A 26,409-nucleotide genomic window follows, 5' to 3' on the forward strand; every position below is an offset into this window, starting at 1 on the left:
TCACAGGGGCAGCCGGTTTCCAGACCGGCTGTACCTGGCATTCACCAGACAGGAACCGGCAGATCCCATGAACAGTCAGCAGGCCCTTCATATCGAGCGGCGGGCAGAGCAGAGAAACCTGAAGCTGCTTGTCTGGCTGCGCTGGCTGGCGATCAGCGGGCAGATGCTTGCTGTCATCTTCACGCATTACGTCCTGAAGGTGCCGCTGCCGATGCAGCAAATTCTGCTGCTGCTAGGCTTTCTCGTGGTGGTGAACCTTGTCGCGGCCTGGCGCGCCTGGCGGCCCGGAAAGCTTCTGCCCAACGCCATTCTGGGCGATCTGCTGTTGGATGTGTCGGCGCTGACCGCGCTGCTGTTCCTGACCGGAGGTGCCACAAATCCCTTTACCGGACTTTTCATGCTGCAGGCTATCGTCGCGGCCATCCTGCTCAGGCCCTGGGAGGCGATCACCATCTTCGTGGCAACGGTGGCCGCACAATTCTGGCTCTTGGGCAACGGCCTGCCGCTGAACATGCCCGGCACGCATCACATGGGGCACGGCGCTGCAGGCCCCAGCCATTTTGACCTGCATCTGCAGGGCATGTTCCTGAGCTTCTTCCTCAGCGGCTCGCTGGCCGTGATGTTCATCCTCGGCATCCGATCCAATCTGGCCCGGCGCGACCGGCAGATGACGCGCATGACGCGGCAGATGGAAGAAGAGACTGTGGTTCTGCGCCTTGGACTTATGGCAGGGACGGCCGCCCACGACCTCGGCACACCATTGACAAACCTTGCCGTCATTCTGGATGACTGGGTGGATCTTGGGCCTCCGCCGCAGGAGGAATTGCGCAAGCAGGCCCTGCTGATGCAGGAAGCCGTGACCACCTGCCGGGAGAGCATATCGCACATGCTGCGCAGCGCCGGGCAGAGCCGTCTGGAAAACTCCCGGCCAGTGGATGCCGCCGCCTTTGCCGGGCCAATCGTCGAGACCTGGTGCGCAACACATCCCGGTGTGACGCTGATGCTCAAGGACCAGCGGAAGTCGGGCGGAGCCGTGCTGGCAGACATTCTGCTGGAGCGCGCATTGGAGAACCTTTTCGACAATGCGCGGGAAGCGGGCGCAACAACCCTGACCCTCATACTGGCCGATACCGGCGCTGCCCTGACCCTTTGCGTCGAGGACAACAGACCCGGCTTTCCTGCCCCTATTCTGGAAGGCCGAACAAATCGAGACTCCGGAGGACAGGCAGCGCGCCTGAAACAGGGCCATGGCCTTGGTCTACTGCTGGTTCAGTCCGTGGTGCGGCGGCTGAATGGAGAGCTCGTCCTCTCCAATCTGCCCGGCGGCGGTGCCCGCGCCTGCATCACCCTTCCCACTTTGACCCACACAGGCGCAATCTGAAGATGTGGGGCCGGAGCGTCTAGCCAAACCGGATTGGACAGAGTGTCCAAGGCATGCAGAAACCGGGGCGGCGCCTCTTCCTGCTTGCGGGATGTCAATTCACCACACGTCAAAAGGCATGAACTGGCTCCACGCCCGGCAATCACCGGGTCAAACGCAAGAGGAGCCAGTCAATGGAGCTCGATATCGTCAGCCTGTCACGGCTGCAGTTCGCAGCGACGGCCATGTATCATTTTCTCTTCGTGCCGCTCACTCTCGGCCTGTCGGTCGTCGTGGCGATCATGGAGACCGTCTACGTCATGACGGGCCGCCCGGTGTGGCGGCAGATGACGAAATTCTGGGGAACCCTGTTCGGCATCAACTTCGTGCTGGGCGTGTCCACCGGCATCACAATGGAATTTCAGTTAGGTATGAACTGGAGTTACTACAGCCACTATGTCGGCGATATCTTCGGCGCACCGCTGGCGATTGAAGGCCTGATGGCTTTCTTCCTTGAGGCGACTTTCGTCGGCCTCTGGTTCTTCGGCTGGGACAAGATGTCGGCCCGTGCCCATGCCATCGTCGGCTGGTGCGTAGCGCTGGGGTCCAATTTCTCGGCCTTGTGGATCCTGATCGCCAATGGCTGGATGCAGAACCCGGTCGGTGCCGTGTTCAACCCGGACACCATGCGCATGGAGCTTTCGAGCTTCTTCGACGTATTGTTCAACCCGGTAGCCCAGGCCAAGTTCGTGCATACGGTCTCGGCCGGCTATGTCACGGCAGCCATGTTCGTCATGGGCGTTTCCGCCTGGTACATGCTGCATGGCCGTCACATGGAAATGGCCCGCCGCTCCATCGCCGTTGCGGCCTCATTCGGCCTCGCCTCAGCTCTCTCCGTCATCGTGCTTGGCGACGAAAGCGGCTACGAAAGCACGCTTAACCAGCGCATGAAGCTCGCCACCATGGAAGGCATGTGGGAGACGGAACCTGCACCTGCCGCCTTCACCCTTATCGGCCTGCCCTATCAGGAGGCCCGTGAAACCCATTATGCCATCAAAATCCCCTACGTGATGGGCCTGATCGGCACCCGCTCGCTGACGGAAGAAATCACCGGCATCAAGGAACTGGTGGCAGAAGCGGAAGGCCGCATCCGGTCGGGGCTTCTGGCCTATGACTCGCTGGAGACGATCCGCGCCGAACGCAATACCAGTCCGGCGGACGTGCGCGAAACCTTCGAGGCCAATGGCCGTAATCTCGGCTATGCCATGCTGCTGATGCGATATGTGGAAGATCCACGGCAGGCAACGGAAGAGCAGATCGCCAAAGCAGCCTGGGATACTGTTCCGGCGGTGCTGCCGATGTTCTGGACCTTCAGGTTCATGGTTGGCGCGGGCTTCCTGATGCTGGCCTTCATCACGGTGATGTTCTGGTACGGCAATTTCCGCCAGGCACGTTATCCGGCCTGGGCCCTGCGCGCGGCTGTCATCCTGCTGCCGCTGCCATGGCTTGCTGCTGAGGCAGGCTGGTTCGTTGCCGAATTCGGCAGGCAGCCTTGGACTGTCGACGGCATTTTGCCCACGGCCCTTTCTGTCAGCCGCCTTTCCATGCTCGACCTTGCCCTGACGCTTGCCGGTTTCGTCGCGCTCTACACCGTCCTGCTGGTGATCGAGATGAAGCTGATGCTGGCTGCGATCCGCAAGGGACCGGTGCAGGACGTGGATGTGACCATGCAATGGCAGGCCAGCCACGAGGCACGGCTGACCGCCAGCAACCCGGCTCTTTTCCCTGCGGAGTAACTCCCATGATCCTTCATGAACTGCTCTCCTATGATGTTCTGCGTCTCATCTGGTGGGCTCTGCCCGGCGTTCTGCTGATCGGATTTGCCCTGACGGATGGGTTTGATCTGGGCGTGGGCGCGCTCCTGCCTTTTGTTGGCCGCACTGATGAGGAGCGGCGCATTGCCATCAACACGGTTGGCCCGGTGTGGGAAGGCAATCAGGTGTGGCTCATTCTCGGCGGCGGGGCCATCTTTGCGGCCTGGCCGCCGCTTTATGCGGTCAGCTTCTCCGGCTTCTACCTTGCCATGTTTCTGGTGCTCTCGGCCCTGATCCTGCGGCCTGTCGGCTTCAAATACCGGAACAAGCGGCCGGATGCCGCGTGGCGCAGCCGTTGGGACTGGGCCCTGTTCACAGGCGGCGCCGTTCCGGCACTTGTGTTTGGTGTCGCAGTTGGCAATGCCCTGCAGGGCGTGCCCTTTGAACTGACCGGCCATCTCGTGCCGCTCTACGAAGGCCATGCCATCCTGAAGCTGCTTGGCCTGCTCAACCCCTTTGCCCTGCTTGCAGGCGTTGTTTCCGCTGCCATGCTGGTCACTCATGGCGCTGCGTGGCTGGCCTTCAAGGCCGAGGGCATCGTGGCCCGGCGGGCCATGGCCATCGGTTCGGTCAGCGGTCCGGTGGCAATGCTCGCCTTCGCGCTGGCCGGTGTGTGGCTTGCCTTTGGCATTCCCGCCTACAGCTACGCCGGGAGCATTGATCCGTCGGGTCCGTCCAACCCGCTTCTGGCGGAAATTGCGCGCGGCGGTTCATGGCTGGATGCCTACGCCATCCGCCCGTGGATTGCCGTAGCACCGCTGATGGGCTTTGCCGGTATCGGCCTTGCAACACTTGGCCTGCGCAAAGGGCTGGGAGGATTCTCGCTGCTTGCCTCAAAGCTCGGCATCTTCGGGGTCATCTCCACCGTGGGCCTGACCATGTTCCCCTTCATCCTGCCCTCATCAAAGCAGCCGGGAGCCTCGCTCACCGTCTGGAATGCCTCCTCCTCGCACCAGACACTGTTCATCATGCTGATCTGCACGCTGATCTTCCTGCCCATCGTCCTTGCCTATACCGCATGGGTCTACAAGGTGCTGTGGGGCAAGGTCGGCAGTGACGAGATCTCCAGTAACCCCAACGCCTACTGAAAGGAACGGAAGATGTGGTACTTCGCCTGGCTTCTCGGACTGCCCGCCGCCTTGTTTGCCGTTGTCAATGCCATGTGGCTTGAGATGGCCGCAGACCGCGCCCTGACGGCCCGCGCCAAACGTTGATCTGTGAACCGGGGGCCGTTCCCAGTCCGGCCTTCGCAACAGGGTGCCCGATGGATTGCCCAGACCATCGGGCACCGCTGCTTTTCAGGGGTCAGCGAACCGGCTGTTTGGCAAGCTTTCTGGCCAGCGTGCGCCGGTGCATGCCAAGACGCCGGGCAGCCTCCGAAATGTTGAAATCCGTTTCTGCAAGCATGCGCTGGATGGTTTCCCACTCCTGCGTACGCAAGGAAGATACGCGCGGCGGGCTGATTTCCACCGGCTCACGCCCCGCCACATGCTCGAAGGCTGCCTCGATCTCCCGCGCAGTCGCAGGTTTTGCCAGATAATGAGTCGCCCCCAGCTTGATCGCCTCCACCGTTGTGGCGATCGAAGCAAAGCCGGTCAGAACGACAATCCGGGGCGCAGGATCGAGCCAGGCCAACGCGGTAATCACATCCAGCCCGCTGCCTTCTGCCAGCTTCAAATCAACGATCGCCCGGTCAGGTGTCTGATGCTGCATCTGCAGCAATGCATCTTCCACCGACCTGGCCACCTGCACCTGGTAACCACGCTGCGTGAAGCTTGCTGACAGCGTTGCACCGAGCTTCGGATCATCCTCGACGATCAACAGGCGCCGAGATACATCCCTTGACTGCGTCCGCATCCTGAGTTCCCCTTGAGCCCAGCACAACTGATCTGCCACAGGACGCGGGACGGCGCGACAGATTGCAGGGTGCCCGCGACGCCATGCCGCGCCGGGCACCAGCCTCACGGCAAGCCGTCTGCCGCGTCTTGGTGGACATCAACTCCTAGTGGAGATGAAGCATGAGCAGTTCGGTCAATGGCATCGGCGTTTCGCATTATCCGGGCACGGTCAACTGGGCACAGGTGGCGGCGGGCGGTGTCAGCTTCACATTCATCAAGGCAACCAAGGAACAACCCATGCCGGCCCCATGTTCCAGACCAACTGGCAGGGCGCCAAGGCGGCCGGGCTGAAATGCAGGCCCTATCTCTTCTTTGAACCCAGCGAGAGCTTTCTCGATCAGGCCGAGCTGTTCATCCGGCAGCTGAAGGCAGCAGGCTATGACAGCAAGACGGACCTGCCACCCGCCATTGACTGCGAAGAGACCAATGGGGTGACAAATACCGAGTTCAGCTATGCCCTGCCGCAGCTCCTGCATGTCCTGCAGATATATCTGCGCGTGAAGCCGCTGATCCATGCCTCGCCCGGCTTCTGGAACAGTCTCGGCAATCCGGATTTTTCGGAATATCCGCTGTGGGTTGCTGACTACACAACGGCCCCGGCGCCCACCCTGCCGCCGGAATGGGCCAGCTACGCCTTCTGGCAGTACAGCCAGAGCGGCACGGTCAACGGCATCAGCGGTGCGGTGGATCTCGATGTCATGGGCACGGCTCCCGCCGCACCGCAGACAAGGCCGCACTGGTTCTGAGTCCGGACATGCAAAGGCCCGGCGCGGGGCCGGGCCTTCAGATCAGCGGGCGTGCCGCGTTCAGTCTTCGATGCGCTTGCCGGTTGCCTTGTCGAAGGCATGGAGTTTGGCGGCGCTGGCGGTGAAGCTGACGCGCTGGCCAAGCTCGTAGCGGGCATGGGCGGGCACGCGGATGACCACCTGCGGCCCGCTTTCGCTGCCCACGGTGCCATAAAGGAAGCTTTCGGCCCCCACCGGCTCCAGCACACCGGCCACCACGTCCAGCGTCAGGCCGCCCGCTTCCGCAGGCTGCTCGCTGGCGAGGGCCAGATGCTCCGGCCGCACGCCGAGGATGACCTCTGCGCCCTTGCCCATGTCCGGCGCATCAAGACCGGCACCGCCCGGCAGCGACAGGCGGCCGTTGGCTGAAGCCGTCGTGATCAGGTTCATGGCCGGAGAGCCGATGAACGAGGCCACGAAAGTGGACGCGGGGCGTTCATAGACGGAGATCGGATCGCCGATCTGCTCGATCTGGCCGCCGCTGAGCACCACCAGCCGGTCCGCCAGGGTCATGGCTTCGAGCTGGTCATGCGTCACATAGACGGAGGTGGTGGCCAGCGACTTCTGCAGGCGCTTGATTTCCACGCGCATCTGCACGCGAAGCTTGGCATCGAGGTTCGACAGCGGCTCGTCGAAGAGGAAGGCCGCCGGCTCGCGCACGATGGCACGGCCCATGGCGACGCGCTGGCGCTGGCCGCCGGACAGCGCCTTGGGCTTGCGGTCGAGATAGGCGCCGATCTCAAGGATACGCGCGGCTTCCCTGACGCGGCGGTCGATCTCGTCCTTCGGCACACCGCGGTTGCGCAGGCCATAGGCTAGGTTGTTGTAGACCGTCATATGCGGATAGAGCGCATAGTTCTGGAACACCATGGCGATGTCGCGCTCGGACGGGTCCACCCGGTTTACCACCCGGTCGCCGATGCGGATGTCGCCGGAGGAGATTTCCTCAAGCCCCGCGATCATGCGCAGCAGGGTGGACTTGCCGCAGCCGGAAGGGCCGACCAGCACGATGAACTCGCCGTCGGCAATATCCATGGACACGCCTTTGACCGCTTCGACGCCGCCGGCATAGACCTTGCGGACGTTATCAAGAGTGATGGTAGCCATTACTTTTCCGTCTCCACGAGACCTTTGACGAAGAGTTTCTGCATGACGATGACGACGATGACCGGCGGCAGCATGGCCAGCACGGCGGTGGTCATCACCAGATGCCATTGCGGATGCGCATCAGCCACGTCGGCCATGCGCTTGATGCCCATGACGATCGTGTAATAGGACGTATCGGTGGTCACCAGCAGCGGCCAGAGATACTGGTTCCAGCCGTAGATGAAGAGAATGACGAAGAGCGCCGCGATATTCGTCCGGCTGAGAGGCAGCAGGATGTCGCGGAAGAACTTCATCGGGCCTGCCCCGTCCACACGCGCGGCTTCCATCAGTTCCTCGGGCACCGTCAGGAAGAACTGGCGGAAGAGAAACGTCGCGGTTGCCGAAGCAATCAGCGGGATGGCAAGGCCGGAGTAGCTGTTCAGCATGCCCAGATCCGCCACCACCTTGTAGGTGGGCAGGATGCGCACTTCCACCGGCAGCATCAGGGTGATGAAGATCAGCCAGAAGGCCAGCTGGCGGAAGGGAAAGCGGAAATAGACGATGGCGAAGGCCGAGATGATCGAGATGGTGATCTTCCCGATGGCGATCGCCAGAGCCATGATCAGCGAGTTGAACATCATCGGCCCGAGCGGCGGCGCGCCGGCCGAGCTGTTGCCCCTCGTGATCATGGTGCTGAAGTTGGCAATCGCCTCGCTGCCCGGCAGCATCGGAATTACGCCGGACATGAAGTCACTCGGGCCATGGGTGGAGGCTATCACCGCAACATAGACCGGGAAGGCCACGATGAAGAGGCCAGCCAGCAGCACGAGATGCGTGAGGGCGGTCAGCCAGGGTTTGTTCTCAACCATTTGCGCCTCTCTCAGTAAGCCACGCGCCGCTCGATGAAGCGGAACTGGATGATGGTGAGCACGATGACGATCGCCATCAGAATGACGGACTGAGCCGCCGAGGAGCCAAGGTTGAGGCCGACGAAGCCGTCGGAATAGACCTTGTAGACGAGAATGTTGGTGGCCTGCGCCGGGCCGCCCTTGGTGGTCGCATCAATCACCGGGAAGGTGTCGAACATCGCATAGACGAAGTTGACGACCATCAGGAAGAAGGTGGTGGGCGAGAGCAGCGGCAGCACGATGGTGAAGAAGCGCTTCACCGGACGGGCGCCGTCAATGGCTCCTGCTTCCAGCAGCGACTGGGGAATGGACTGAAGCCCCGCCAGGAAGAAAATGAAGTTGTAGGAGATCTGCTTCCAGCTTGCGGCGAGGATCACGAGGATCATCCCGTCCACCTTGCTGGTGCTGTGGTTCCAGTTGTAGCCGAGCCCATGCAGCAGATAGGGGAAGATGCCGATGGACGGGTTGAACATGAACCACCACAGGATGCCCGCCACCGCAGGGGCCACCGCATAGGGCCAGACCAGCAGGGTGGAATAGACATTGCGCGAGCGGATCAGGCTGTTGACCGCCACGGCCAGAACGAGCGCCAGCCCCAGCGACAGCAGCGCCGTCGAAACGGCAAAGATCGCCGAGACATAGAGCGAATTCAGATAGGTGGGATCTGCCAGCAGGCGGATGTAATTGTCCACCCCGACGAAGGTGGTCTTGAAGCCGAAGGCATCCTCTCTGAGGAACGACTGCCAGATCGCCTGGCTGGCCGGCCAGAGGAAAAAGACGCCCGTGATCGCAAGCTGCGGCGCCAGCAAGAGATAAGGCAGCAGCCTGTTGGGAAAGATGGCGCGTTTTGTCTGCATGGGTCCCACCCTGAACGCAAAAAGAAGCAAGCCCGCGCGGTATGCGCGGGCTTGCCTGCCGTTTGAGGCTTACTTGTTGGCCGCTTCGAACTCGCGGATCAGCGCATTACCGCGCTTGACGAGGTCATCGAGAGCCTGCTGCGAGGTCTTGGAACCGCTGAGCATCTGCTCGAACTCTTCGTCGATGATCGCACGGATCTGGACGTAGTTGCCGAAGCGCAGGCCCTTGGAGTTGGCAGTCGGGGCATTCAGCGTCATCTGCTTGATGGAGACGTCAGCGCCCGGGTTCTTCTCGTAGTAGCCCTGTTCCGTGGACAGGTCATAGGCGGCCTGGGTGATCGGCAGGTAACCGGTGGCCTGGTGCCATTCAGCCTGAACTTCAGCGGAGGACAGGTAGCTGAAGAAGGAGGCTACGCCCTTGTACTCCTCAGCCTGCTTGCCCTGCAGCACCCACAGGGTGGCGCCACCGATGATGGTGTTCTGCGGAGCGCCCGGAACGTCGCTGTAATAGGGCAGCATGCCAACGCCGACCTTGAAGTCCTTGGCGTTTGCGTTCACGGCAGCGCGGGCAGCCGAGGAGTTCATGTAGATGGCGCATTCCTGCGAGTAGAACTTCGGGGGGGCGTCGTTGCCGCCGGCCGGACCGCCGTACTGGAAGATGCCCTCGTCCTGCCACTTCTTCAGGTTGCCCCAGTGACGGGCCTGGATCTCGCCGTTCAACGTCAGCTCGGCGCCGAGGCCACCGAAGCCGTTTTCCAGAGTGCCTATCGGCAGGTTGTGCCAGGCAGAGAAGTTTTCGGTCTGCGCCCAGGAAACCCAGGCAGTGGTGAAGCCGCACTTGGCAGCGCCGGATTCCATGATCTTCTTGGAGAAGCTCTCGACCTCTTCCCAGGTCTTCGGCGGGGTTTCCGGATCAAGGCCAGCCTTCTCGAAGACGTCCTTGTTGTAATAGAGCACCGGGGTGGAGGAGTTGAACGGCATGGACAGCATGTTGCCGTCCGTGTCGGTGTAGTAGCCGACGACGGCCGGCAGGAAGGCCTTCGGATCAAAGGCTTCGCCAGCGTCAGCCATCAGCTGGTAGACCGGATAAACGGCGCCCTTGGCTGCCATCATGGTGCCGGTGCCGACTTCGAACACCTGAACGATATGCGGCTGCTGGCCGGCGCGGAAGGCGGCGATAGCGGCCGTCATGGTCTCGGCGTAGCTGCCCTTGTAGGTCGGGACAACCTTGTACTCGCTCTGCGAGGCATTGTACTTGGTGGCGATCTCTTCGAGCTTCTGGCCCAGCTCACCGCCCATGGCATGCCACCAGGCAATTTCCGTGACAGCGAACGATGCAGAGGTGGTGCCCATGAGGGCGGCAGCGGCAAAGAGGCCGGCTGCGATATGACGCTTAGCCATTGGTTTTCTGCTCCCTAACGTAGGGCCGCCCCGTTTTCCGGGTCCGGCTCCTGACAGCGCTTGGAACACATCAGCTGCACCTGAAAGACGTGCTTTCCTGCAGCGGTCCGTGTTTGTCCCTGCGCTTCTTATTGTGTTCATATGAACGGCATATGTCGTTCATATGAACGTTGTACGACAGTTCCTTGAACAGGACAACGGCCATATCCGTGCCGCCGCCTCCGGAAGGGGCATAACGACATGCAAGCCTGCGCGCCAAATCACCACGGCAGCGCCGCACCACACCCCCCCTTGCCAGGCTTCATTAATTTTGCCAGCTTATTTTCTCTTTACTGCCAAAATGGCGCGTTTCAGCGGCATTTTTCCTTCTCCGCCTTATCATTTGCATCATTCAGGCGTATGAAGGAACAACAGGTTGTACAGAGCGTATACAATCAGCCTTCCCGTTTGACGGGCTATTCCTGGAGCCGCCATGCATCCCTTTCTCGTCATCCTGCATCTGGCTGCGGCCGTCATGCTTCTGCTCTGGGCCGTCCGGATGGTGCGCACCGGCATGGAGCGGGCGCATGGCCCGGCGCTGAGGGACGCGCTGAGGCAGGCAAAGGGCGGACGCTTCGGCATGGCATTTGCCGGCATGGTTCTGGCCATTCTGCTGCAAAGCTCCACGGCCGTGGGCGTTCTGGCCGCCGGTTTTGCCGCCAGTGGGTTGCTGGGTGCCTCCATGGGGCTCGCTGCGCTTCTGGGGGCGGATCTTGGGTCTGCGCTGGTGGTGCGCATTCTGGCCTTCGATCTCTCCGAACTGATACCCCTCCTGCTGCTGACAGGCTGCGTGCTGTTCCTCAAATTTGAAGCCCGGCAGGTGCGCCAGCTGGGCCGCATCATTCTGGGCATCGGCTTCGTGCTGCTGTCGCTGAAGATGATCGGTGAGGCGACCGCGCCCCTGCGCCACAGCGAGGCATTGCCGGCGGTGATCACCTATCTGCAGGGCGACCCGCTCACCGCCTTCGCCCTTGCCGCATTGCTGACCTGGGCCATGCATTCCTCTGTTGCCATGGTGCTGCTGCTCGCCAGTCTTGCCGGCGCAGGCCTGCTGCCGTTCAATGCGGCCCTGCCGATGGTTCTGGGTGCCAATCTGGGCGCAGGGCTCATCGCCGTGTGGCTGACGCGCGGGCTCAGCATCGAGGCGCGCCGCATCCCCATGGGCAATCTTGTCTTCAGGGCCATCGGCGCCGGTGCCGCTCTGCTGGCGCTGTGGGTTGCCAGTCCTCCGCTGGACTGGCTCGGCGCGGCTCCGGAAAGCCGCATCGTCAACGCCCATGTGCTGTTCAATGCCGGTCTGCTGGTGCTGGCGCTGCCCTTTACCGGGCCGATGCAGGCTCTGACGGCGCTGATTCTGCCCCGTCCGCCGGTGGTGGCGGCCCCGGTGCAGACGCGCCCGCGCTCCGCGCTGGACCGCTCGACCGTCAGGATCCCCAGCCTTGCCCTGGCTTCGGCCAAGCGCGAGCTGCTGCTGATGGGCGAAACGGTGGAACAGATGTACCGGCCAGTCATCGACCTTCTGGCCGGGGCGCAGGACGGCCAGATTGCCGCGCTGCGCGCTCTTGATGAGGAGGTCAACCGGCGGCACACCGAGATCAAGCTGTTCATTGCCGAGGTGAACCGGGGCGAGCTGAAGCAGGAAGATGCCCGGCGCAGCATCGAGCTGACCGACTTTGCCATCAACCTGGAGCATATCGGCGACATCATCGCCAAGATGCTGCTGCCGCTGGCCGAGGAGCGCAACCGGCTGGGCCTGCGCTTCTCAGACGAAGGCTGGGCCGAGATCACCCGCCTGCATGAACGGGTTCTGGCCAACATGCAGATGGCGATGAATGTGCTGATATCCGCCGACATCGATTCAGCCGAGCAGCTGATGCGCGAGAAGGAAGTCCTGCGCAAGCTGGAGCGGGACAGCCAGAACCGCCACCTGAAGCGGCTGCAGACCGGCAATCCGGCCAGCATGGCGACCTCGAACATGCATCTGGAGCTGGTGCGGGCCTTCAAGGAGATCAACTCCCTGCTGGTCACCGTCGCCCATCCCATTCTCGCCGAACAGGGCCTGATCCTCGAAAGCCGCCTTGCCGGGCGCAGCAGCCAGATGCAGGAGCAGACGGCCTAAGACAATACAGACACCGCAGATTTCTCATACATTTCAAATCTTTATTCGCACCATCCGGACACCCGGCGTTGCGCGCTTTCGCACATGCACAACGCAATGTTGCACCAGAACTCAAGCGCCATCTTTACAATAATAATATAGTATGATTTTTTACTTCTGGCCACGGCCATTCGTGTTCTGGGAGGAACCAATGAAATTGAAGACAGCTCTGGCGGGCATGACGATGCTCGCAACGGTCGCGCTTGCCTCAACCTCGGCGATGGCGCTGACGGTTGGCTTTTCGCAGATCGGATCTGAATCCGGCTGGCGCGCCGCCGAGACCACCCTGACCCGCCAGCAGGCGGAACAGCGCGGCATCGACCTGAAATTCGCCGACGCCCAGCAGAAGCAGGAAAACCAGATCAAGGCGCTGCGCTCCTTCATCGCACAGGGCGTGGACGCCATTCTGCTGGCACCCGTCGTCGCCACCGGCTGGGACGCGGTGCTGAAGGAAGCCAAGGAAGCGGAAATTCCGGTGATCCTGCTCGACCGCATGGTCGACAGCGACAAGGACCTGTACCTGACGGCCGTGGGGTCCGATCTGGTGCATGAAGGCTCCGTCGCTGGCGAATGGCTGGTCAAGGAAGTGAACGGCAAGGCCTGCAACGTGGTGGAGCTGCAGGGCACGACCGGTTCGTCCCCCGCCATCGACCGCAAGAAGGGCTTCGAGCAGGCGCTGGCCGGGCATGACAACCTGAAGATCATCCGCAGCCAGACCGGCGACTTCACCCGCACCAAGGGCAAGGAAGTCATGGAAAGCTTCCTCAAGGCGGAAAACGGCGGCAAGAACATCTGTGCGCTTTATGCCCACAATGATGACATGGCGGTCGGCGCCATTCAGGCCATCAAGGAAGCGGGCCTGAAGCCGGGCACCGACATTCTCGTCGTCTCCATCGACGCCGTGCCGGACATTTTCCTCGCCATGGCCGCCGGTGAAGCCAATGCCACGGTGGAACTGACGCCGAACATGGCAGGCCCCGCCTTCGACGCGCTGGAAGCCTTCCGCAAGGACGGCACTTTGCCTGCAAAGTTCATCCAGACGGAATCGAAGCTCTACACCAAGGCTGACGACCCGCAGAAGGTCTACGAAGAGAAGAAGGATCTCGGCTACTGAGCCGGTCCTGATTGGGGGACCGGCAGACACCCTCCTGCCGGTCCCCCAGCTTCTGACCGCCCTTGCGGCGGCCAATGCCTGCGGAGCAGCGCCGTGACAGACAGATCTACCCACGCCGGGCCGCAGCATCTGCTGCAGGCCACCGGCATCACCAAATCCTTTCCCGGCGCGCTCGCCCTCGACAACGTGGATTTCACCCTGCAGGCGGGCGAGGTGCATGCCCTGCTCGGCGAGAATGGCGCGGGCAAATCCACGCTGGTGAAATGCCTGACCGGCGCCTACCGGCGCGACCGGGGCGACATCCTGCTGGAAGGCCGCAGGATCGACCCGCGCGACACGCTGGACGCCCAGACCATGGGCATCGGCACCGTCTATCAGGAGGTCAATCTCCTCGGTAACCTGACGGTGGCCGAAAACCTCTTTCTCGGCCGCCAGCCCATGCGCTTCGGCATGGTCCACTCCCGTGCGATGGAAGCACGCGCCAAGGTGCTGCTGGCCGGCTACGGCCTTGACATCGACGTGCGGCGCAGCCTGTCGGCCTATCCGGTCGCCGTGCAGCAGATCATCGCCATCGCCCGTGCAGCGGATCTCTCCGGCAAGGTGCTGATCCTGGACGAGCCCACCGCCAGCCTTGATACCCAGGAAGTGGCGATGCTGTTCAACGTGGTGCGCGGCCTCAAGGCGCGTGGCCTCGGCATCGTCTTCATTTCCCACTTCCTCGATCAGGTCTACGAAATCTGTGACACGGTGACGATCCTGCGCAATGGCCGTAAGGTTGCCACCCGCGCCGCCCAGGGGCTGCCGCGCCTTGATCTAGTGGCCCTGATGCTCGGCCGCGATCTGGAGGCCGAAACGCGGGAACGGGCTGTGCACACGGCACCGGAAGGTGAAGCTGCGCTGCAGTTCCGCCAGTTCGGCCGCAAGGGCCATGTCGCCCCCTTTGACCTGGCGGTCCATGCGGGCGAGGCCGTGGGCATGGCCGGCCTGCTCGGCTCCGGCCGCACGGAAACCGCTGAAGTTCTGTTCGGCGCCGCCCCCGCCGATACCGGCGAGGCACGAATGGATGGGCGGGTGCTGAAACTCGGCTCGCCGCGTCAGGCCATTGCCGAAGGCTTTGCCTTCTGCCCGGAAGACCGCAAGCATGACGGCATCATCGCCGAGCTTTCGATCCGCGAGAACATCGCCCTTGCGCTGCAGGCGCGGCGCGGCTGGATGCGGCCCGTGCCGCGCAAGGAGCAGGTGGCACTCGCCGACAATTACATCAAGGCCCTCGATATCCGCACCACAAGCCGGGAAAAGCCCATCGGCCAGCTTTCCGGCGGCAACCAGCAGAAGGTGCTTCTCGCCCGCTGGCTGGCACTCAATCCGAAGTTTCTCATCCTCGACGAGCCGACACGCGGCATCGACGTGGGCGCCCATGCGGAAATCATCCGCCTGATCGGGGATCTTTGCGCCAAGGGCATGTCGCTGCTGGTGATCTCCTCCGAGCTGGAGGAGCTGGTGGTCTACAGCCACCGGGTGATCGTGGTGCGCGACCGGGCGCATGTGGCCGAACTGACAGGAGAGGACGTGACCCCGCACAAGGTGATGCAGGCCATCGCAGAGGCCGGACATGGACATGTGCCCGCTCAGGCCGAGGCCAGAGGAGCAGCCGAATGAAGCCCTTCCTCGAGGCCGCAGGCGGCTTTTTCCGGCGCTTTGCCCCGCAGCTGATCACCCTCGCCGTGGTGCTGACGCTGAACACCCTGCTGTTTCCCGGCTTTCTCGACATCGGCATTGCCAATGGACGGCTCTACGGCAGCCTGATCGACATTCTCAACCGCGGCGCTCCGGTGGCCCTGCTCGCTATCGGCATGACGCTGGTCATCGCCACGCGCGGCATCGACCTGTCGGTGGGTGCTGTCATGGCGATTTGCGGCGCGGCGGCGGCAGCAACGGTGGCCAGCAGCGGCAGCGCCGTGGCGGCCATCACCGTTGCCCTTGGGATTGGTCTGGCCTGCGGGCTGTGGAACGGCATTCTCGTTGCACTGCTGAACATCCAGCCGATCATTGCCACCCTCATCCTTATGGTCGCCGGGCGCGGCATTGCCCAGCTCATCACCGAAGGCACCATCCTGACCTTCACCCATGAGGGGCTGATCTTCGCCGGCAGCGGCTCGCTCTTCGGCCTGCCCATGCCGGTGGTGCTGTGGCTGGCCGCCGCCCTCATTGCAGCTCTTCTGGTGCGCCGCACCGCTCTTGGCCTGCTCATCGAGGCCGTCGGCATCAACCGCCGTGCCAGCAGCCTCGCCGGTGTCAATGCCGGGGTGCTGATCGTTGCCGTCTACATGATCTCCGGCTTTGCCGCAGCCGTGGCCGGCATCATTGCCGCCGCCGACATCCGCGGCGCCGATGCCAACAATGCCGGGCTGTGGCTGGAACTGGACGCCATTCTGGCCGTCGTCATCGGCGGCACCTCGCTGCTCGGCGGGCGCTTCACCCTGTTCGGCACCGCCCTTGGCGCACTCATCATCCAGTCGATCAACACCGGCATTCTGATCTCCGGCTTTCCGCCGGAATTCAATCTGGTGATCAAGGCCAGCATCATCATCGTGATCCTGCTGATCCAGTCGCCTGCCATCCAGAGCCTTTTCACCGTGCTGCGGCGCCTGCCGGAAAGACCAGCCAAGAGGGAGCTGTCCAAGCCATGACATCCCGCCAGCTTCCACTTCTCATCACGCTCGCCGTCTTCGTGCTGGCCTATGCCATCTGCTACACCCAGTATCCGGCCATGCTGTCCACCCGCGTTGCGGGCAACCTTCTGACGGACAACGCCTTTCTCGGCATCGCCGCCGTCGGCATGACCTTTGTCATCCTCTCGGGCGGCATTGACCTGTCGGCAGGTTCGGTCATCGCCTTCACCGGCGTGCTGCTCGCGGTACTGCTGCGTGATACATCCATTCACCCGCTGGCGGCTTTTGCATTGGTGCTGGTGCTGACCTCTGCCTTCGGTGCGGCGATGGGCGGCATCATCCACGCCCTCGCCATGCCGGCCTTCATCGTCACGCTGGCCGGCATGTTTCTGGCGCGGGGGCTTGCCTTCGTGCTGTCGACGGAGTCCATCCCTGTCATGCATGAGTTCTACGGCACGCTGCAGAACATGTTCATCCGCCTGCCCGGCAAGGGCCGCCTGACGCTGATTGGCGGCGTCATGCTGCTGACCGTTGCGGCCGGCATCTTCCTGGCCCACCGCACGCGCTTCGGCACCAATGTCTATGCCCTTGGCGGCGGAGTGCAGACGGCCCGGCTGATGGGCGTGCCGGTGGGCCGCACCACGGTGCAGGTCTATGCCCTTTCCGGCTTCCTGTCGGGCCTCGCGGGCATCGTCTTTTCACTCTACACGTCTGCCGGCTACTCGCTGGCGGCGGTGGGGGTGGAGCTGGACGCGATTGCTGCCGTCGTCATCGGCGGAACCCTGCTCACAGGCGGCAGCGGCTATGTGGCGGGAACTTTTGCCGGGGTCCTGATCATGGGCCTGATCCAGACCTATATCATCTTCGATGGCTCACTTTCGAGCTGGTGGACCAAGATCGTGATCGGATTGCTGCTCTTTGCCTTCATTTTGTTGCAGAAGGGCCTGGTTTGGTTTACCGGCGGGGTGGACAGGCGCATGCATCAAGCCAGCTAGAGGAGGCCCCCGGGGGGCCTTGGGAACCGGACATGAACGTGATGGAGCCCAGTATCGCAAATTTCTCCCCGCGCAACAGCCATGGGCGCGTGGTGGATGTGCTGGGCCGGGAAATCGTGGACGGGAAATACCCTTCCGGCGCCGTTCTTCCGGGTGACAATGAGCTGGCCGAGCGCTTTCAGGTGTCGCGCACCGTGCTGCGCGAGGCCATGAAAACACTGGCCGCCAAGGGCATGGTGCAGGCCCGCGCGCGCATCGGCACCAAGGTCACCGACCGCAAGTTCTGGAACCTGTTCGACGGCGATGTGCTGAGCTGGCACTTCAGCGGCGGCGTCGATGCCGCCCTCTTCAATCATCTGTCCGATGTGCGGCTGGCGCTGGAGCCAGCGGCCGCGTCCATGGCCGCCCTCAATGCCAGTGACGATGACATCCGCACCCTGCACCGGCTGACCGATGCCATGCGCGACGCGGAAGACGCCCGCGCCTTCGCCGAAGCCGACATGAAGTTCCATCTGGCCGTGCTGGAAGCCTCGCGCAATCCGTTCATGAGTTCGGTCGGCAGCCTCATTGGCGCGGCCCTTGTCAGCATTTTCCGCCTCAGCTCTCCCACGGGCAGCCGCGAAGGCTTTGCCGAAACCGCCGGCACGCACCGCGCCATTGCTGATGCCATCGGCCAGCGCGACCCTCAGGCTGCTGCAAAGGCCATGGAGCGCGTCATCATCATCGGCCGCGACCGCGTGCTGCCCAGCGCCAGACAGGAAGCCGCAGACGCCTCTGCGTGAAGTCAGATACTCTTATGCCAAGGCTTTCGATGATGACGCATCTCGCCTCGGGATTGCTCAGGCGCTGCACGGGCTTGATCAGCTCCCGGTGCGCCAAGCTCACCGGGAGCTGGTATCACAAACGGATGACGAACAGCTTGCGGGTGGTTTCAATCACCTCCCAGATGCCGGAAAAGCCGGGCTGGATGATGAAGCTGTCGCCGGTCTTCAGATCGCGCACAGAACCTTCCGCATCGGTCAGGCGGGAATGGCCGGACAGGATCGTGCAGAACTCCCATTCATCATAGGAGACACGCCAGGCGCCCGGCGTTGATTCCCAGGCGCCGGTGAACTGCCGCTCACCATCGCGGGTCTCGAGCAGCCAGGTGGTGAAGCGCGGCTCCCCCGAGATTACCTTTTCGGGGGCCGGCGCATCGTGCTCCGGCGTCAGCTGATCCAGATCGAGCGGAAGAAAGTGCTTCATGCGGCCTCGCTGCATTTCCGAAGACGGTTCCGGACCATGGCACAGGACGGGAAAACGAAAAAGGCAGGTTCAGTTTCCTGAACCTGCCTCGCCGAGGTCACCCTCGAAGTGGTGGAGCCAATCGGAATCGAACCGACGACCTCTTGAATGCCATTCAAGCGCTCTCCCAACTGAGCTATGGCCCCGAAACTTTTGAACCGGCTTGGGTCACCGGCGTCTGTGGAGGCGGGTTATAGAGGGGGTCTTCGAATTGATCAAGAGGCTTTCGCCAGAAAAATCAAAAACCGCCTGTGGACAACTCAACCCCTTGAAAAGCCGCGCAGAAATCTGCGCATCCGTGAGCCGGCGAAGGCCCGGAACAGCAAGGGCGAGGCTCTGGCGCACCGGTTGCCCCGATGGCCTGCAGCCCCGCCCCCTTGAAGACTGGAGAATAAGGGTCCGGCAGCAGCAGCTCACCGGATGCCCATTTCAACAGTCGCCGGTCTCAGCGGTCGGTATCGTCGTCCATCTCGACAACGATGCCCGGGACGGCTTCGTCTTCGTCTTCCTCGTCCTCGATGAAAACATCGTCATCGGCGTCATCGTCGATGGCCGCGTCGTCGTCATCGTCCAGATCCGGAACGATATCGCCCTCGACCTCGGCATCAGCCTCTTCCAGGGAGACCAGCTCGGGAGCCACCAGATCCTCTTCATCCTCGTCCTCGTCCTCCTGCTGGACGACGCGGGAAGCCTTGGCAGCGCGGCTGCTCGACACGATGTCGAACAGGGTGCCGCACTTGGGGCAGGTGATGGGGTTGTGGTTCAGGTCGTAATATTTGGCGCCGCAGCTAGGGCACAGCCGCTTTGTGCCGAGTTCAGGTTTTGCCACCGTGCTTACCCTTTGTTCGTGCTCGAGGGTTTGTCCAAAATACTGTCTCCGGCACTTCCGGGCTGGAACGCCTCTGTCCAGTCCGCAAACGCCGGGGCCGTCTTGCTCAAGGCGCGGCCCTTAAATGCGGCGCGCCCTCATGTCAAAGCCAAATGACCGGCCTCGTTGACTGAAGCATTCTCAGGCGCTGCGCAAGCAAAAATTCGTGCCATCCCGCACTCGCGGATGACGGGGGCATGGACCCGTGTTAGGAGTGACCAATTTTCAGGCTCCGCAACTTCCGGAATTGACCATGTCTCACGCTTCGACGCCCCGCCCCTTGCGTTCGCGCGCCGCTTCCGCCCTCACGGGCCGCATCCGCGTGCCGGGGGACAAATCCGTCTCGCACCGCTCGCTGATGTTCGGCGCCCTGGCTGTCGGCCGCACCACCGTGACCGGCCTGCTGGAGGGCGAGGACGTGCTGAACACCGCCGGCGCCATGCGCGCGGCCGGTGCACGCATCCACAAGGATGAGAGCGGCACCTATCACATCGACGGTGTTGGCCTCGGCAGCCTGCTGGAGCCGGAAGACGTGATCGACTTCGGCAATGCCGGCACCGGCGTGCGCCTGACCATGGGCATCTTCGGCACCCATCCGATTGCCGCCACCTTCGTCGGCGATGCCTCCCTGTCCCGCCGCCCCATGGGCCGCGTGCTCGACCCGCTGCGCCAGATGGGCACGCAGGTTGTCGCCCGCGCCGGGGACCGGCTGCCGCTGTCCATCCGCGGCGCCGGCATGCCGCTGCCGATCACTTACCGCGTGCCAATGCCTTCGGCGCAGGTGAAGTCGGCCGTGCTGCTGGCCGGCCTCAACACGCCGGGCGAAACGGTCGTGATCGAGCCCATCGCCACCCGCGACCACACCGAGAAGATGCTCGCCGGTTTCGGCGCCGATATCTCCGTGACCGTGGACGAGCAGGGCGCCCGCATCATCCGCCTCAAGGGCCGTCCGGAGCTGAAGGCGCAGGCCATCGACGTGCCGGGCGATCCCTCCTCTGCCGCCTTCCCGATCGTCGCCGCGCTGATCACGCCCGGCTCCGACGTGACGGTGGAAAACGTGCTGCTGAACGAGCACCGCACCGGCCTCATCACCACGCTGATCGAGATGGGCGGCGACATCACCATCGAGAACGAGCGCATGGCGGGCGGTGAGCGCGTCGGCGACATCCGCGTCAGGGCAAGCAAGCTGAAGGGCGTCACCGTCCCCGCGAACCGCGCGCCGTCCATGATCGACGAGTATCCGGTGCTCGCCGTGGCAGCGGCCTTTGCCGAAGGGGATACTCACATGCCCGGCCTTGAAGAGCTGCGCGTGAAGGAATCCGACCGTCTGGCCGCCGTGGCGCGCGGGCTGGAAGCCAACGGCATTCCTTGCAAGGAAGGCGAGGCCGAACTGACCGTGACCGGCGGCGCCTCCGGCATTGGCGGCGGCATCGTGACGACCCATCTCGACCACCGCATCGCCATGAGCTTCCTCGTGCTCGGTCTTGCCAGCAGCAAGGCCGTGACGGTGGACGACGGCGCCGTGATCGCCACCAGCTTCCCCACCTTCACCAGCCTCTTTGCAGGCCTTGGTGCAGACATCAGCGAGCTGGAGGACGCCCGCGCATGATCATCGCCATCGACGGACCCGCTGCTTCCGGCAAGGGCACGCTTGCCCGCCGCCTCGCCGCCCATTTCGGCCTGCGGCATCTGGACACCGGCCTCACCTACCGGGCGGTTGCCGCAGCGCTTCTGGCGCAGGGCCTGCCGCTCGGGGACGAGAAGGTGGCCGTCGATATTGCCGGGCGCCTTGACCTTGGCCACATGGACCGCAGCGCCCTCTCCGCCCATGAGGTTGGCGAGGCCGCCTCGCGCATTGCCGTGCTGCCGGGCCTCAGGGATGAACTCGTCCGCCTGCAGCGCGCCTTTGCCCAGACCCCTCCCGGTGCGGTTCTGGACGGGCGCGACATCGGCACGGTGGTCTGCCCGGATGCGGATGTGAAGCTCTATGTCACCGCCGCCCCCGAGGCGCGTGCCAAGCGCCGCACGGCGGAAATCCTCTCGCAGGGCAAGGAGGCGGAATTCGCCTCCGTGCTGGAGGATCTGAAGCGCCGGGACGAGCGGGACATGAACAGAACCGTCGCTCCGCTGCGCCAGGCTGACGGTGCGCACTTGCTAGATACGACCGGAATGGGTATAGAGACGGCGTTCCAGGCGGCTGTGGATATCGTCACCTCCGCCCGGGCATCCTGATCAGGAGCCTCGGAAAGACCCGCCCGGCCGTGCCGGAGAGCGGGATTTCGGTTTGATCAAACAGGCAGCCTTGTGACGGGCAGGCGGGTCAGCCCCCCTCTCCGCCGGCATGGGCCGCATGAAGGAATTCCGGTTCGGGCAGCCGCTGATGCAGTGCCTGGACCAAGGACGTTACGGATTTCCGCCTTCCGTCCGCCGGCCCGCGCCGGGTCTGCTTTTGGGGCAGGTTCTGCGTGGAAGGATGCCGCCTCGCGGTGGTGTCCCGGAAGGAATGGGGGTCCATGATCAACACCAGCCCAGCCGGCGACGCCAGCAATGGCACCAGGAGTTTTTATGTCTGCAATGAACCCCTCCACCGAGGATTTCGCCGCCCTTCTGAACGAGTCCTTCACCACGAACGACCTCTATGAAGGGTCCGTCGTCAAGGGCATCATCGTTGCCATCGAGAAGGACCTCGCCGTCATCGACGTCGGTCTGAAGGTCGAAGGCCGCGTTCCTATGAAGGAATTCGGCGTCAAGGGCCGTGATGGCGACCTGAAGGTTGGCGACGAGGTCGAGGTCTATCTCGAGCGCGTCGAAAACGCTCTCGGCGAAGCCGTGCTGTCGCGCGAAAAGGCGCGCCGCGAAGAAAGCTGGGTCCGTCTCGAAGTGTCGTTCGAGAAGGGCGAGAAGGTCACCGGCCAGATCTTCAACCAGGTCAAGGGCGGCTTCACCGTCGATCTGGATGGCGCCGTTGCCTTCCTGCCGCGTTCGCAGGTCGATATCCGCCCGGTGCGCGATGTCACCCCGCTGATGCACACCCCGCAGCCGTTCCAGATCCTGAAGATGGACAAGCGCCGCGGCAACATCGTGGTGTCCCGCCGCGTCGTGCTGGAAGAGACCCGCGCCGAGCAGCGTTCGGAGCTGGTGCAGAGCCTGGAAGAAGGCCAGACCGTGGAAGGCGTGGTCAAGAACATCACCGATTACGGTGCGTTCGTCGACCTCGGCGGCATCGACGGCCTGCTGCATGTCACCGACATTGCATGGCGCCGCATCAACCACCCGTCGGAAGTTCTCACCATCGGCCAGTCCGTCCGCGTGCAGATCATCCGCGTCAACCAGGACACGCACCGCATCAGCCTCGGCATGAAGCAGCTTGAAACTGATCCGTGGGATGGCATCGAAGCCAAGTACCCGATCGGCGCCAAGTTCTCGGGCCGCGTGACCAACATCACCGACTACGGTGCGTTCGTCGAGCTGGAGCCGGGCATCGAAGGCCTGATCCACGTGTCCGAAATGTCCTGGACCAAGAAGAACGTCCATCCGGGCAAGATCGTTTCGACCTCTCAGGAAGTTGACGTCATGGTCCTGGAGGTCGATCCGGTCAAGCGCCGCATCTCGCTCGGTCTCAAGCAGACCCTGCAGAACCCGTGGGATGCTTTCGCAGAACGCTTCCCGGTCGGCACGGAAGTCGAAGGCGAAGTCAAGAACAAGACCGAATTCGGTCTGTTCATCGGCCTCGAAGGCGACGTGGACGGCATGGTGCACCTCTCCGACCTCGACTGGAACCGTCCGGGCGAGCAGGTCATCGAGGAATACAAGAAGGGCGACATGGTCAAGGCCGTGGTGCTCGACGTGGACGTGGAGAAGGAGCGTATCTCGCTCGGCATCAAGCAGCTCGGCGGTGATCCGTTCGAAGCTGGCGCCGCTGGCGAACTGCGCAAGAACGCCATCGTCTCCTGTGAAGTCATCGAAGTGAAGGATGGCGGTCTGGAAGTGAAGGTTGCGGACAGCGATCTGACCACCTTCGTCCGCCGCGCCGATCTGGCCCGCGACCGCGACGGCCAGCGCCCCGAGCGTTTCTCGGTTGGCGACAAGTTCGACGCCCGCATCACCCAGTTCGACAAGAAGAGCCGCCGCATCTCCGTCTCCATCAAGGCGCTTGAAATCGCCGAGGAGAAGGAAGCCGTGGCACAGTACGGTTCTTCCGACACGGGCGCCTCGCTCGGCGACATCCTGAGCGCCGCTCTGAAGGCCCGCGACGAGGATTGATCCCCGTCCGGTCACCTGACCTGAAACTGGAGCGCCCCGGTCAAAAGCCGGGGCGTTTTGTTTGTGCGGGGGCATCTCTCGCCAAGACGGAACGGCGCGTGTAGTCTGCCGCCTCTGCCCCGGATGCCGGGGCGCTGGAAGGACGCCGGGACGCTCATGATCCGCTTTGACCTCAATCCCCGCCTTGAAGGCGACAGCCTGCACGTGACCGATCTGCCGCTGTGCGCAGTGCGGCTGATGAAGGATGCCAATTATCCCTGGGTACTGCTGGTGCCGCGCCACAGCGACCTGATTGAGATCATCGATCTTTCCGAAGAGGACCGGCTGCAGCTGATGCGTGAGATTGCCCGTGTCAGCGAGGCGCTGCGCGCCATCACGGTCTGCGAAAAGCTGAATGTCGGCGCCCTTGGCAACATGGTCTCCCAGCTCCACCTGCATATCATTGCCAGATTCCACGAGGACCCGGCCTGGCCCGGCCCGGTGTGGGGCGCCGTTCCGGCAAAGCCGTATGAACCGGGCGTCGCGGAAGATCTGATCAACCGTCTGCGCTCCGCGCTGGAAGTCTGAGCCGAAGCATTTCCGAGGGAGACTGAACCGATGGCATCTGACGCTGTGGCCCTGGCAAACACACCGGCCGGCATGAGCTTTACCGTGAACCCGCTGGACCGCTGTTCGGAGCTGCGCGGCAAGACGGAGTGGCTCATCGAACAGATGACCCGGCCCGATGCCCGGTTCGTAGCCTCCACTGCAGGAAAGCTGGTGCTGACCCGTGAGGGTGGCGCGCCCTCGATCCGCCATGGCCGGGCCGGTGCCGGCCGGCTGGGTTTTGATCCGGCGGAGGCCATTCTGCTGGATCTGGAAGGGGATGAGCGCCGTCCGCTGTTCGCCTTCGCCTGCACCGGCACGGACGAGGAACTGGAACTGCGGCCGGATCTCGAGGTCATCGATCTGCGCAGCCTGGCCGTCCGCGCCGATCTGCCGGAGGCCGATCTGAGCGCGCTGGCGCAGACGCGTGCACTTGTGCACTGGCACATGAGCCACCGTTTCTGCTCGCGCTGCGGCCAGAAAAGCGTCATGGCAGAGGCAGGCTACAGGCGCGATTGCCCGGCCTGCGGAGCCATGCATTTCCCGCGCACGGATCCGGTGGTGATCATGCTCATCACCCATGGAGACAAGGTGCTGCTGGGCCGCCCGCCGCGCCTTGCGGAAGGCATCTTCACCGTCCTGGCCGGTTTCATGGAGCCGGGCGAGACCATCGAAGACGCGGTGCGGCGCGAGACTTACGAGGAAACGCGCATCCGTGTGGGTGATGTCTCCATTGTGCTCAATCAGCCATGGCCCTTCCCCGCCAACCTGATGCTGGGCTGCACGGGCAAGGCGCTGACGGATGAAATTGCCTTCGAGCAGGACGAGCTGGAAGCCTGCCGCTGGTGTGACCGGGCAGAAGTCCGCCAGATGATGGCCGGCACCCATCCACTCGGCCACCGCACCCCGCCGCCCATCTCCATTGCCCATCAGCTGATCGCAGGCTGGCTGGCGGAGGAAGGCGCATGAGACTGGTTCACCGCAGGCTCCTTTCTGCACTTCTGCCGCTTTCTGCGCTTCTTGCCGCCCTCTGCCCGGTACAGGCCGCCTATGAGGCCGAGTTCCGTGCCTTCCTGTCCGGCAAGGTGGCGCCTGCCGCCCGCGCCGCCGGCGTTCCGCAATCCGTGATCGACCGGGAACTCGCCGGCCTGACGCCGGATGAAAAGTTGCCTGGCCTCAGCCGCCCGGACCGGCCGGAAGCCCCGCCTGCCGTCAATTTCCAGGCCGAGTTCAAGGCCCCCGGCGGCTATTTTCAGGATAAGCAGTTCCGCGCACTGGCAGGTCCGGGCCGCAGCCTGATGCAGAAACATGGCGCCACCCTGAAGGCGGTGGAAGCGCGCTATGGCGTTCCAGCGCGGATCATCGTCGCCATCTGGGGCCGGGAGACCGGCTATGGCGCGGCGAAGATCCCGCATGACGGCCTGCGCGTGGTGGCGACCCGCGCCTTCATGGGCGAACGGCGGGAATTCTTTCTGGGTGAGACGGTGGCCGCGCTGCAGATCCTTGCCGATGGTCATATCACCCGCGCTGAACTGAAAAGCTCCTGGGGCGGAGCCATGGGCCAGCCGCAGTTCCTGCCCTCATCCTTCCTGAAATATGCCGTCGATTTCGATGGCGACGGCCGCCGCGACATCTGGCGCTCCGTGCCCGACACGCTGGCCTCCATCGCCAATTATCTCAGCCAGCACGGCTGGGAGCGCGGCCGCGACTGGGGCTATGAGGTGGTCCTGCCGCCGTCCGTCTCCTGTTCCCGAGAGGGGCCGGACCAGCAGCAGGCGATCTCCCGCTTTGTCCGCGAGGGCGTCACCCGGGTGCGCGGGCGCGAATTTCCCAAGGCCGAACTCGGCAAGTCCGCCAATATCCTGATGCCCGCCGGGCGCCATGGCCCGGCCTTTCTGGCGACGGCAAACTTCTATGTGCTGAAGGCCTATAACGAGAGCGATGTCTACGCCCTCTTTGTCGGACACCTCGCCGACCGCTATGGCCGCGACGAGGGCTTTGCCGCGAACTGGGACCCCACGCCGCATCTGTCCCGCGGCGCCGTGCGCGACCTTCAGCTGAAGATGCAGAAGGCAGGCTATGACGTCGGCAAGCCCGACGGCCTCATCGGCTTCAAGACCCGCCGGTCGCTTGGCATGATGCAGGAAAGAGCTGGCCGCACTGCAACATGCTGGCTGGAGTGAGAGAGATAGCCTCCCTCACCCCGCCGTATTGTACCAGGGCCGTGAGATACTTACACATCACGCCTTGAGCATGCTCATA

General features: G+C 63.4%; 24 protein-coding genes and 1 tRNA gene. 17 read left to right on the top strand and 8 right to left on the bottom strand.

Annotated elements, in window-relative coordinates; genetic code table 11:
- Positions 1–67 precede the first annotated feature (67 nt).
- The 4 genes from ASC48_RS03820 (at position 68) to cydX (ending at position 4,448) form a co-directional block, all read left to right on the top strand.
- Entirely contained in the window at positions 68–1,381 is a 1,314-nt protein-coding gene (locus ASC48_RS03820) for an ATP-binding protein (protein WP_055454483.1), read from the top strand.
- 173 nt (positions 1,382–1,554) lie between these two features.
- Positions 1,555–3,156 (top strand): cytochrome ubiquinol oxidase subunit I, encoded by a 1,602-nt coding sequence (locus ASC48_RS03825; protein ID WP_055454484.1) that lies wholly within the window; start codon positions 1,555–1,557, stop codon positions 3,154–3,156.
- Positions 3,157–3,161: 5 nt separating this feature from the next.
- Positions 3,162–4,322 (top strand): cytochrome d ubiquinol oxidase subunit II, encoded by a 1,161-nt coding sequence (gene cydB, locus ASC48_RS03830; RefSeq protein ID WP_055454485.1) that lies wholly within the window; start codon positions 3,162–3,164, stop codon positions 4,320–4,322.
- A gap of 12 nt (positions 4,323–4,334) precedes the next feature.
- Positions 4,335–4,448: a cytochrome bd-I oxidase subunit CydX gene (gene cydX / locus ASC48_RS03835; protein WP_055454486.1), complete on the top strand. Its 114-nt coding sequence runs from the start codon at positions 4,335–4,337 to the stop codon at positions 4,446–4,448.
- 91 nt (positions 4,449–4,539) lie between these two features.
- Here the strand turns inward: cydX and ASC48_RS03840 are convergent, their stop codons facing one another.
- Entirely contained in the window at positions 4,540–5,091 is a 552-nt protein-coding gene (locus ASC48_RS03840; RefSeq protein ID WP_055454487.1) for a response regulator transcription factor, read from the bottom strand.
- 289 nt (positions 5,092–5,380) lie between these two features.
- Here ASC48_RS03840 and ASC48_RS03845 point away from each other — a divergent pair, with 289 nt between their 5' ends.
- Complete coding sequence (locus tag ASC48_RS03845; RefSeq protein ID WP_208975528.1) at positions 5,381–5,878, top strand: GH25 family lysozyme; 498 nt, start codon at positions 5,381–5,383, stop codon at positions 5,876–5,878.
- Positions 5,879–5,938: 60 nt separating this feature from the next.
- Here the strand turns inward: ASC48_RS03845 and ASC48_RS03850 are convergent, their stop codons facing one another.
- The 4 genes from ASC48_RS03850 to ugpB all read right to left on the bottom strand — a co-directional run bounded on the left by ASC48_RS03850 (position 5,939) and on the right by ugpB (position 10,169).
- Complete coding sequence (locus ASC48_RS03850; RefSeq protein WP_055454488.1) at positions 5,939–7,024, bottom strand: sn-glycerol-3-phosphate import ATP-binding protein UgpC; 1,086 nt, start codon at positions 7,022–7,024, stop codon at positions 5,939–5,941.
- Positions 7,024–7,872, bottom strand: coding sequence for a sn-glycerol-3-phosphate ABC transporter permease UgpE (gene ugpE, locus ASC48_RS03855; protein ID WP_055454489.1), 849 nt, complete (start codon positions 7,870–7,872; stop codon positions 7,024–7,026). The genes ASC48_RS03850 and ugpE overlap by 1 nt, the downstream gene beginning before the upstream one ends.
- Positions 7,873–7,883: 11 nt before the next feature.
- Positions 7,884–8,768, bottom strand: coding sequence for a sn-glycerol-3-phosphate ABC transporter permease UgpA (gene ugpA, locus ASC48_RS03860; protein WP_050473392.1), 885 nt, complete (start codon positions 8,766–8,768; stop codon positions 7,884–7,886).
- A 69-nt stretch (positions 8,769–8,837) separates the two neighbouring features.
- A complete protein-coding gene (gene ugpB / locus ASC48_RS03865; RefSeq protein WP_055454490.1) occupies positions 8,838–10,169 on the bottom strand; it encodes a sn-glycerol-3-phosphate ABC transporter substrate-binding protein UgpB in 1,332 nt (443 codons plus the stop codon).
- Positions 10,170–10,641: 472 nt separating this feature from the next.
- Between ugpB and ASC48_RS03870 the strand changes: the two genes are divergently transcribed.
- The 6 genes from ASC48_RS03870 (at position 10,642) to ASC48_RS03895 (ending at position 17,929) form a co-directional block, all read left to right on the top strand.
- Positions 10,642–12,327, top strand: coding sequence for a Na/Pi cotransporter family protein (locus ASC48_RS03870; RefSeq protein ID WP_055454491.1), 1,686 nt, complete (start codon positions 10,642–10,644; stop codon positions 12,325–12,327).
- Between the two features lie 190 nt (positions 12,328–12,517).
- On the top strand, positions 12,518–13,480 hold the full coding sequence (ytfQ, locus tag ASC48_RS03875; RefSeq protein ID WP_055454492.1) for a galactofuranose ABC transporter, galactofuranose-binding protein YtfQ: 963 nt from the start codon (positions 12,518–12,520) through the stop codon (positions 13,478–13,480).
- A 93-nt stretch (positions 13,481–13,573) separates the two neighbouring features.
- Positions 13,574–15,139: a galactofuranose ABC transporter, ATP-binding protein YtfR gene (ytfR, locus tag ASC48_RS03880; RefSeq protein WP_055454493.1), complete on the top strand. Its 1,566-nt coding sequence runs from the start codon at positions 13,574–13,576 to the stop codon at positions 15,137–15,139.
- Positions 15,136–16,170 carry an ABC transporter permease gene (locus tag ASC48_RS03885; RefSeq protein ID WP_055454494.1) on the top strand — a complete coding sequence of 345 codons (1,035 nt, stop codon included), beginning with the start codon at positions 15,136–15,138 and terminating at the stop codon, positions 16,168–16,170. The genes ytfR and ASC48_RS03885 overlap by 4 nt, the downstream gene beginning before the upstream one ends.
- Entirely contained in the window at positions 16,167–17,147 is a 981-nt protein-coding gene (gene yjfF / locus ASC48_RS03890; RefSeq protein ID WP_055454495.1) for a galactofuranose ABC transporter, permease protein YjfF, read from the top strand. The genes ASC48_RS03885 and yjfF overlap by 4 nt, the downstream gene beginning before the upstream one ends.
- A gap of 41 nt (positions 17,148–17,188) precedes the next feature.
- Positions 17,189–17,929, top strand: coding sequence for a FadR/GntR family transcriptional regulator (locus tag ASC48_RS03895; protein ID WP_082440002.1), 741 nt, complete (start codon positions 17,189–17,191; stop codon positions 17,927–17,929).
- Positions 17,930–18,044: 115 nt separating this feature from the next.
- On the opposite strand, the gene ASC48_RS03900 is transcribed toward ASC48_RS03895, so the two are convergent.
- From ASC48_RS03900 to ASC48_RS03910, 3 genes are all read right to left on the bottom strand, one after another.
- Complete coding sequence (locus ASC48_RS03900) at positions 18,045–18,392, bottom strand: cupin domain-containing protein (protein WP_055454497.1); 348 nt, start codon at positions 18,390–18,392, stop codon at positions 18,045–18,047.
- Between the two features lie 109 nt (positions 18,393–18,501).
- Positions 18,502–18,577: transfer RNA gene (locus tag ASC48_RS03905), tRNA-Ala, on the bottom strand.
- A 299-nt stretch (positions 18,578–18,876) separates the two neighbouring features.
- Positions 18,877–19,260 carry a TIGR02300 family protein gene (locus ASC48_RS03910; protein WP_055454498.1) on the bottom strand — a complete coding sequence of 128 codons (384 nt, stop codon included), beginning with the start codon at positions 19,258–19,260 and terminating at the stop codon, positions 18,877–18,879.
- Positions 19,261–19,552: 292 nt separating this feature from the next.
- Here ASC48_RS03910 and aroA point away from each other — a divergent pair, with 292 nt between their 5' ends.
- The 6 genes from aroA (at position 19,553) to ASC48_RS03940 (ending at position 26,330) form a co-directional block, all read left to right on the top strand.
- Positions 19,553–20,908 carry a 3-phosphoshikimate 1-carboxyvinyltransferase gene (aroA, locus tag ASC48_RS03915; protein ID WP_055454499.1) on the top strand — a complete coding sequence of 452 codons (1,356 nt, stop codon included), beginning with the start codon at positions 19,553–19,555 and terminating at the stop codon, positions 20,906–20,908.
- Complete coding sequence (gene cmk, locus ASC48_RS03920; RefSeq protein ID WP_050473402.1) at positions 20,905–21,531, top strand: (d)CMP kinase; 627 nt, start codon at positions 20,905–20,907, stop codon at positions 21,529–21,531. Before aroA ends, cmk begins: the two co-directional genes overlap by 4 nt.
- Positions 21,532–21,864: 333 nt before the next feature.
- Positions 21,865–23,562: a 30S ribosomal protein S1 gene (gene rpsA, locus ASC48_RS03925; RefSeq protein WP_055454500.1), complete on the top strand. Its 1,698-nt coding sequence runs from the start codon at positions 21,865–21,867 to the stop codon at positions 23,560–23,562.
- 156 nt (positions 23,563–23,718) lie between these two features.
- Positions 23,719–24,129, top strand: coding sequence for an HIT domain-containing protein (locus ASC48_RS03930; RefSeq protein ID WP_055454821.1), 411 nt, complete (start codon positions 23,719–23,721; stop codon positions 24,127–24,129).
- 30 nt (positions 24,130–24,159) lie between these two features.
- A complete protein-coding gene (gene nudC / locus ASC48_RS03935; protein ID WP_055454501.1) occupies positions 24,160–25,116 on the top strand; it encodes an NAD(+) diphosphatase in 957 nt (318 codons plus the stop codon).
- Positions 25,113–26,330 (top strand): lytic murein transglycosylase, encoded by a 1,218-nt coding sequence (locus ASC48_RS03940; protein ID WP_055454502.1) that lies wholly within the window; start codon positions 25,113–25,115, stop codon positions 26,328–26,330. Before nudC ends, ASC48_RS03940 begins: the two co-directional genes overlap by 4 nt.
- The last annotated feature ends 79 nt before the right edge of the window (positions 26,331–26,409 follow it).

The organism is Pannonibacter indicus (assembly GCF_001418225.1).
GTDB classification, from domain to species: Bacteria; Pseudomonadota; Alphaproteobacteria; order Rhizobiales; family Stappiaceae; genus Pannonibacter; species Pannonibacter indicus.